Here is a 6,364-nt window from a genome sequence, read left to right on the forward strand (position 1 = left end):
GCAACCACATGCCCTATGGGCGTGTTTGGCAACGGCCAGCACCTCCGGCGACCTTCGGAGGTGTCAACTAGCGGGTTCTGAACTTGAACGCACCGACCAGCTTTCGCCGATCGGGTACGATGCTGTTGGCGTCGGCCCTGATTTTGTCCTCCTGCAGTGCCGGCGGCGACGCCCAGAAAAAGGGACGAGGCCCCGCCGGCCCGCCGCAGGTAGGCTATGTCGTCGTGCAGCCGACCAGTGTGCCGGTGACGACCGAGCTCGCCGGGCGCGTGACGGCGTTCCAGTCGTCGGAAGTGCGCCCGCAGGTTGCCGGCATCGTCCAGCGACGCTTCTTCCAGGAAGGGGCCATCGTCCATCAGGGTCAGACGCTCTACCAGATCGACCCCAGCCTCTATCGCGCCGCTGTCGCGCAGGCTGAGGCCAATCTGCAGAACGCGCAGGCGACCATGGAAGCTGCCCGGCTGAAGGCGGAGCGCTACAAGCCGCTGGCGCAGATGGAAGCGGTGAGCCAGCAGGATTATACCGACGCGACCGCCGCCGCGCGCCAGGCGGCCGCGCAGGTCGCGCAATATCGCGCCGCGTTACAGACCGCCCGGATCAATCAGCGCTTCACTACGGTGCCCGCCCCCATCACCGGCCGGATCGGTCGCTCGCTGGTTACCGAAGGCGCGCTGGTCACCACCAACCAGACCGATCCGCTGGCCGTTATCCAGCGGCTGGACCCGGTCTATGTCGATATCCAGCAGTCGAGCGCCGACATGCTGGCGCTGCGCCGCGCGCTGAGCCGCAACGGCATGGCCCCGGCCAGCGCCGCCGTGCACCTGAAGCTGGAGGACGGCAGCGATTATGGCGAGGCCGGCACCGTCGAATTTTCGGAAGTGATGGTCAGCGAAACCACCGGCACGGTCACGCTCCGCGCACGCTTTCCCAATCCGCAGAACATCCTACTGCCCGGCATGTTCGTCCGCGCGGTCTTCGCGCAGATGATCGACACCAAAGCCTATCTGGTGCCGCAGCAGGGCGTTTCGCGTGATCCCAAGGGCAATGCCACCGTCTATGTGGTCGGCCCGGGCAACAAGGCAGTGGCGCGCACCGTCGTTGCAGACCGCACGATCGGCCAGAACTGGGTAATCACCCAGGGGCTTGCGCCGGGTGACAAGGTGATCGTGCAGGGCACCGCCAATGTGCGGCCGGATGCCGCTATCCGCCCGGTTCCCGCGACCACGCCGCAGAACATCGAGCCGCCCCAAAAGGGCCAGGGTGCGGCACCGGGCGCTGCCAAGACCAAGGGCGCCTGATCCGTCATGTCGCGCATCTTCATCGATCGCCCGATCTTCGCCTGGGTATTGGCGATCATCGTGATGCTCGTCGGCCTGGGCGCGATCTTTTCGCTGCCCATCGCCCAATATCCGGACATCGCCCCGCCGCAGGTGAACATCCGCGCCACCTATCCAGGCGCGTCGGCAGAAACGGTGCAGAACAGCGTCACCCAGGTGATCGAGCAGCAGCTCAGCGGCATCGACGGGCTGATCTATTTCAACTCCTCGTCCACCTCCCGCGGGCAGGTGACGATCACCGCGACGTTCGAGAAAGGTACCAATCCGGACATCGCGCAGGTCCAGGTGCAGAACAAGGTGCAGCAGGCATTGTCCCGCCTGCCCACCCAGGTGCAGCAACAGGGCCTGACCGTCACCAAGTCGAACCCCGACTTCCTGCTGATCGTCGGCGTCTATGATGAAACCGACAAGCGCACCAATCTCGACGTGTCCGACTGGCTCGCGTCGAACCTGCAGGATCCGCTGTCGCGCATTCCGGGTGTGGGCGACACCAATGTGTTCGGCGCCCCCTATGCCATGCGCATCTGGCTCAACCCCGCGCGGCTGGCCAGCTATGGCCTGATCCCCAATGACATCATCAACGCGGTTCAGGCGCAGAATACCGAAATCGCCGCCGGCGAACTCGGCGGCCAGCCGATGCCCAAGGACCAGATGCTCAATGCGACCGTGACGTCACAGTCGCGTCTGCAGACGCCGGAGCAATTCGCCAACATCATCGTCAAGACGCAGGCCAATGGCGCGACGGTGAAGCTGCGCGATGTCGCGCGCGTCGAGCTTGGCTCGGACAATTACAATTCGGCCAGCCGCGTGAACGGCCATCCGGGCGCCGGCCTGGCGATTTCGCTGTCGCCGGGCGCGGACGCGCTCAAGACGGCGGAACTGGTGAAGGCGCAGGTCGAAGCCGCCTCCAAGACCTTCCCGCCCGGCCTGAAATATGCCTATGCCAACGACACGACGGGCTTCATCAAGCTGTCGATCGACGAAGTGGTGAAGACGCTGCTCGAAGCGATCGTCCTTGTCGTCATCGTGATGTTCGTGTTCCTGCAAAGCTGGCGGGCAACGCTGGTGCCGGCCATCGCCGTGCCGGTGGTGCTGCTCGGCACGTTTGGCGTGTTCTACGCGCTCGGCTTCTCGATCAACACGCTCACGCTGTTCGGCCTCGTACTCGCGATCGGCTTGCTGGTCGACGACGCGATCGTCGTCGTCGAGAATGTCGAGCGCCTGATGGAGGAAAATCCGGGCATGTCGCCGCGCGAGGCGACGATCAAGTCGATGGACGAGATCCAGGTCGCGCTGGTCGCGATTGCGCTGGTACTGTCGGCGGTGTTCCTGCCGATGGCATTCTTCGGTGGATCGACCGGCGTGATCTATCGCCAGTTCTCGGTCACGATCGTCTCGGCGATGGTGCTTTCGGTGCTGGTGGCGCTGGTGCTGAGCCCGGCACTCACCGCGACGGTGCTGAAGCAGAAGAACCATGACGGAACGGCCGAAGCCTCCTGGCTGGACCGCCGCTTCCCCGCCTTTGGCCGCACGCTTGGCCGCGCCCGCGACGGGTTCAACCAGGGGTTCGAACGCGGCATCGCCCGCTACACTGCCGGCGTACGGTCGGTGGTCGACCGCAAATGGCTGTTCCTGCTGGTCTACGCCCTGATCTGCGTGGCGCTGGTGGTGATGTTCTCCCGCCTGTCGACCGGCTTCCTGCCCAGCGAAGACCAGGGCGCAGCATCGGTGCAGTTCCGCCTTCCGGCCGGCGCGACACAGACGCGCACGCAGGAAGTGCAGACCGCCGTCGAGCACTATTTCCAGACCCATGAGGCGAAGAACGTCTCGGTGATGTTTACGGTCGCCGGGGGCAGCGGCGGCAACGGGGCGGCGGGCCAGAACACCGGCCAGGGCTTCCTCAATCTCGCCGACTGGGCAGACCGCAAAGGCACCCAGAACAGCGCCGATGCCATCATCGCCCGCGCTTCGGGCGCCTTCCGCAATTTCCGCGACGCACAGGTCTTTGCGCTGGTGCCGCCGGCGATCCGCGGGCTGGGCCAGTCGACCGGCTTCACCATGGAGCTGCTGAACGTGAGCGGCATGCCGCGCGACCAGTTCGTCGCCGCGCGCGACAAGCTGCTCGCCATGGCCAATGCCGATCCCGATCTGGCCCAGGTCCGCCTGTCGGACCTGCCCGACGTGGCGACGCTTCGGGTCGGTCTCGACCAGCAGAAGCTGGCGACGCTGGGCCTCAGCCAGGCCGACGTGAATTCGACGCTGTCGACCGCCTGGGGCGGCCGCTATGTCAACGACTTCATCGACCGCGGCCGCGTCAAGCGCGTCTATGTGCAGGGCGATGCGCCCTATCGGTCGGAGCCGAGCGACCTCGGGCAATGGTTCGTCCGCAGCAGCAATGGCGACATGGCCCCCTTCTCGTCCTTTGCCAGCACGGCCTGGGCGACGGCGCCAACCACCATGGCCCGGTTCAACGGCACCCAGTCGTTCGAATTCCAGGGCCAGGCGGCGCCGGGCAAGAGCTCGGGTGACGCGATGCAGCGGATGCTCGAGCTCGCCGCCCAAATTCCGGGAACCAGCGTTGCCTGGGCGGGCCTGTCCTATCAGGAGCGGCTGTCCTCGGGCCAGGCGCCATTGCTCTATGGCGTGTCGCTGCTCGTCGTCTTCCTCTGCCTTGCCGCGCTGTATGAAAGCTGGTCGATCCCGATCGCGGTGCTGCTCGTCATTCCGCTCGGGCTGGTCGGCGCGATCTTCGCGGTCACGCTGCGCGGGCTGCAGAACGACGTGTATCTGCAGATCGGCCTGCTGACGACCATGGGCCTTGCCGCGAAGAACGCGATCCTGATGATCGAGTTTGCCGAACAGGCCGAAAAACAGGGCAAGCGCGTGATCGATGCGGCGCTGGAAGCTGCCCGCATCCGTCTTCGCCCGATCCTGATGACCAGCCTGGCCTTCATGTTCGGCGTGCTGCCGCTGGCCATTTCGACGGGCGCCGGCGCGAACAGCCGCATCGCAATCGGCACCTCGGTGATCGGCGGCATGCTGACGGCGACGATCCTCGCCATCTTCTACATCCCGCTGTTCTTCGTGCTCGTCCGTCGCGGCGTGCGGGACGGGATGAAGGCGTTGCGCGAACACCGGCATCATGGGGAGGCCCAGGCATGAAGCGTTCGCTGATCCTGCTGGGCACCGCCGCGCTGACCGGCTGTTCGATGGCGCCGAACTATGTGCGGCCGGCGGCGCCGATCCCCGCCTCCTGGCCGGTCGGCGACCCCTATCTGCGCGAAAGCGAGGCGGCGCTGCCCGCCGTCAACTGGCGCGACATCTTCAAGGACTCCCGACTCCAGACGCTGATCGAAAGCGCGCTGGCCAATAATCGCGACTTGCGGATCGCCGCTGCCAATATCGCGCAGGCGCGGGCGCAATATCGCATCCAGCGCGCGGCGCAGTTCCCGGAAGTCGATGCCAGCCTGGGCATTACCGAACGCCATGGTCTCAGCACCACGGGTGGCACAGCCGGGGGCGCGAGTGGCAGCGCGGCGAGCCCGGGCGCCACCGGCGGCGGCACCGGCACGCGCACCAGCTATGCGCCGCAGCTTGGCATTACCGGGTTCGAACTCGACCTGTTCGGCCGCCTCGCTTCGCTCACCAGCGCCCAGCAGAACAGCTATTTCGCGACCGTGGCTGGCGCCCGCGCAACCCGGCTGACGCTGGTCGGCGATGTGGCGACGGGCTGGCTCAACTATGCCTCCGACGCCAGCCTGTTGCAGATCGCGCGCGACACGGCGCGCAGTGCCGAGGAATCCGTGCGGCTCACCCGCGCGCGGCTCCAGGGCGGCATCGCCCCGCGTACCGATCTGCGCCAGGCCGAACAGACGCTGGCGTCTGCGCAGGCCGATATCGGACGCTATGAGACGGCGGTTGCGCAGGACATCAATGCGCTGCGGCTGCTGGTCGGTGCGGACATCGATCCGGCGCTGCTGCCCGCCTCGATCGAACAGGCCATGCCGACGATCGGGGAACTGCCGGCGGGGCTCGATTCGGGCATATTGCTGCGCCGCCCGGACGTGGTGCAGGCCGAATATCAATTGCGCGCCGCCAATGCCCAGATCGGCGCCGCGCGCGCCGCGCTGTTCCCGCGCATCACGCTGACGACGGTGCTCGGCTTCGCCAGCAACGCGCTTTCCAGCCTGTTCGACAGCAATGCGTTCAACTGGCAGGCGGGCGGCACCGCCAGCTACCCCATCTTCCGCGCCGGCGCCGGCCGCGCCAATGTCGCGCTCAGCGAGGCGCAGCAGCAAGCCGCACTCGCCAGCTACGAACGTGCGATCCAGACCGCCTTCCGCGACGTTGCCAACGCGCTCGCGCAGCGCGGCACGGTCAGCGAACAACTACGCGCCACCCAGACCGAGACCGATGCAGCAGCCGACGCCTACCGGCTGGCCAACGCCCGCTATCGCGGCGGTATCGACACTTTCCTCGCGAGCCTGATCGCGCAGCGGTCACTCTACACCGCCCAGCGCAGCCTGGTGGCCATTCAGCTGACGGCGGCGACCAACCGGGTCAATCTTTATCGAGCCTTGGGCGGAGACGCCCAGCTCGACGCGACGCCGCAAGGACCAAAACCACGTACGCCCGATACGCCGTAAGGGAACCGGACATCACGCAAGCGGTTGACCGAACGCCTACGCTTGTGGCAGCAGCGCTGGAGAGCGGGCGGGTATAGCACAATGGTAGTGCAGCAGCCTTCCAAGCTGAATACGCGGGTTCGATTCCCGCTACCCGCTCCAATTCTTATACCGTTATATCCCTGTTACTTCCTGTGACGGGCGTCGAGCTGGTGATATCAGCAGAGCCCGACGGCGCTGCCCCCTGCCCGTTAGGAGCGAGCCTCCGTCAAGGGGCATCCTCCGGAAACCGTGCATAAAAAAGCCGCTTCAGGATGTTCTGAAACGGTTTGGTGTGTGTGTTGGATTGGTTGCGGGGGCAGGATTTGAACCTGCGGCCTTCAGGTTATGAGCCTGACGAGC

General features: G+C 66.1%; 3 protein-coding genes and 1 tRNA gene. All 4 read left to right on the plus strand.

Annotated features, from left to right (window positions below):
* The first annotated feature begins 83 nt into the window (after window positions 1-83).
* The 4 genes from ACT53K_RS15910 to ACT53K_RS15925 all read left to right on the plus strand — a co-directional run bounded on the left by ACT53K_RS15910 (window position 84) and on the right by ACT53K_RS15925 (window position 6,124).
* Entirely contained in the window at window positions 84-1,298 is a 1,215-nt protein-coding gene (locus ACT53K_RS15910) for an efflux RND transporter periplasmic adaptor subunit (RefSeq protein WP_476229691.1), read from the plus strand.
* A gap of 6 nt (window positions 1,299-1,304) precedes the next feature.
* On the plus strand, window positions 1,305-4,499 hold the full coding sequence (locus tag ACT53K_RS15915; RefSeq protein ID WP_476229692.1) for an efflux RND transporter permease subunit: 3,195 nt from the start codon (window positions 1,305-1,307) through the stop codon (window positions 4,497-4,499).
* Entirely contained in the window at window positions 4,496-5,983 is a 1,488-nt protein-coding gene (locus tag ACT53K_RS15920) for an efflux transporter outer membrane subunit (RefSeq protein WP_476229693.1), read from the plus strand. The genes ACT53K_RS15915 and ACT53K_RS15920 overlap by 4 nt, the downstream gene beginning before the upstream one ends.
* Before the next feature lie 67 nt (window positions 5,984-6,050).
* A tRNA-Gly gene (locus ACT53K_RS15925) sits at window positions 6,051-6,124 on the plus strand.
* Window positions 6,125-6,364 lie beyond the last annotated feature (240 nt).

It is taken from the genome of Sphingomonas sp. DMC8, assembly GCF_056314185.1.

Bases quoted from the DNA above. Each gene is read 5' to 3' on its own strand.
- ACT53K_RS15920 (WP_476229693.1), top strand. From the start codon at position 4,496: ATGAAGCGTTCGCTGATCCTGCTGGGCACCGCCGCGCTGACCGGCTGT.
- ACT53K_RS15915 (WP_476229692.1), top strand. From the start codon at position 1,305: ATGTCGCGCATCTTCATCGATCGCCCGATCTTCGCCTGGGTATTGGCG.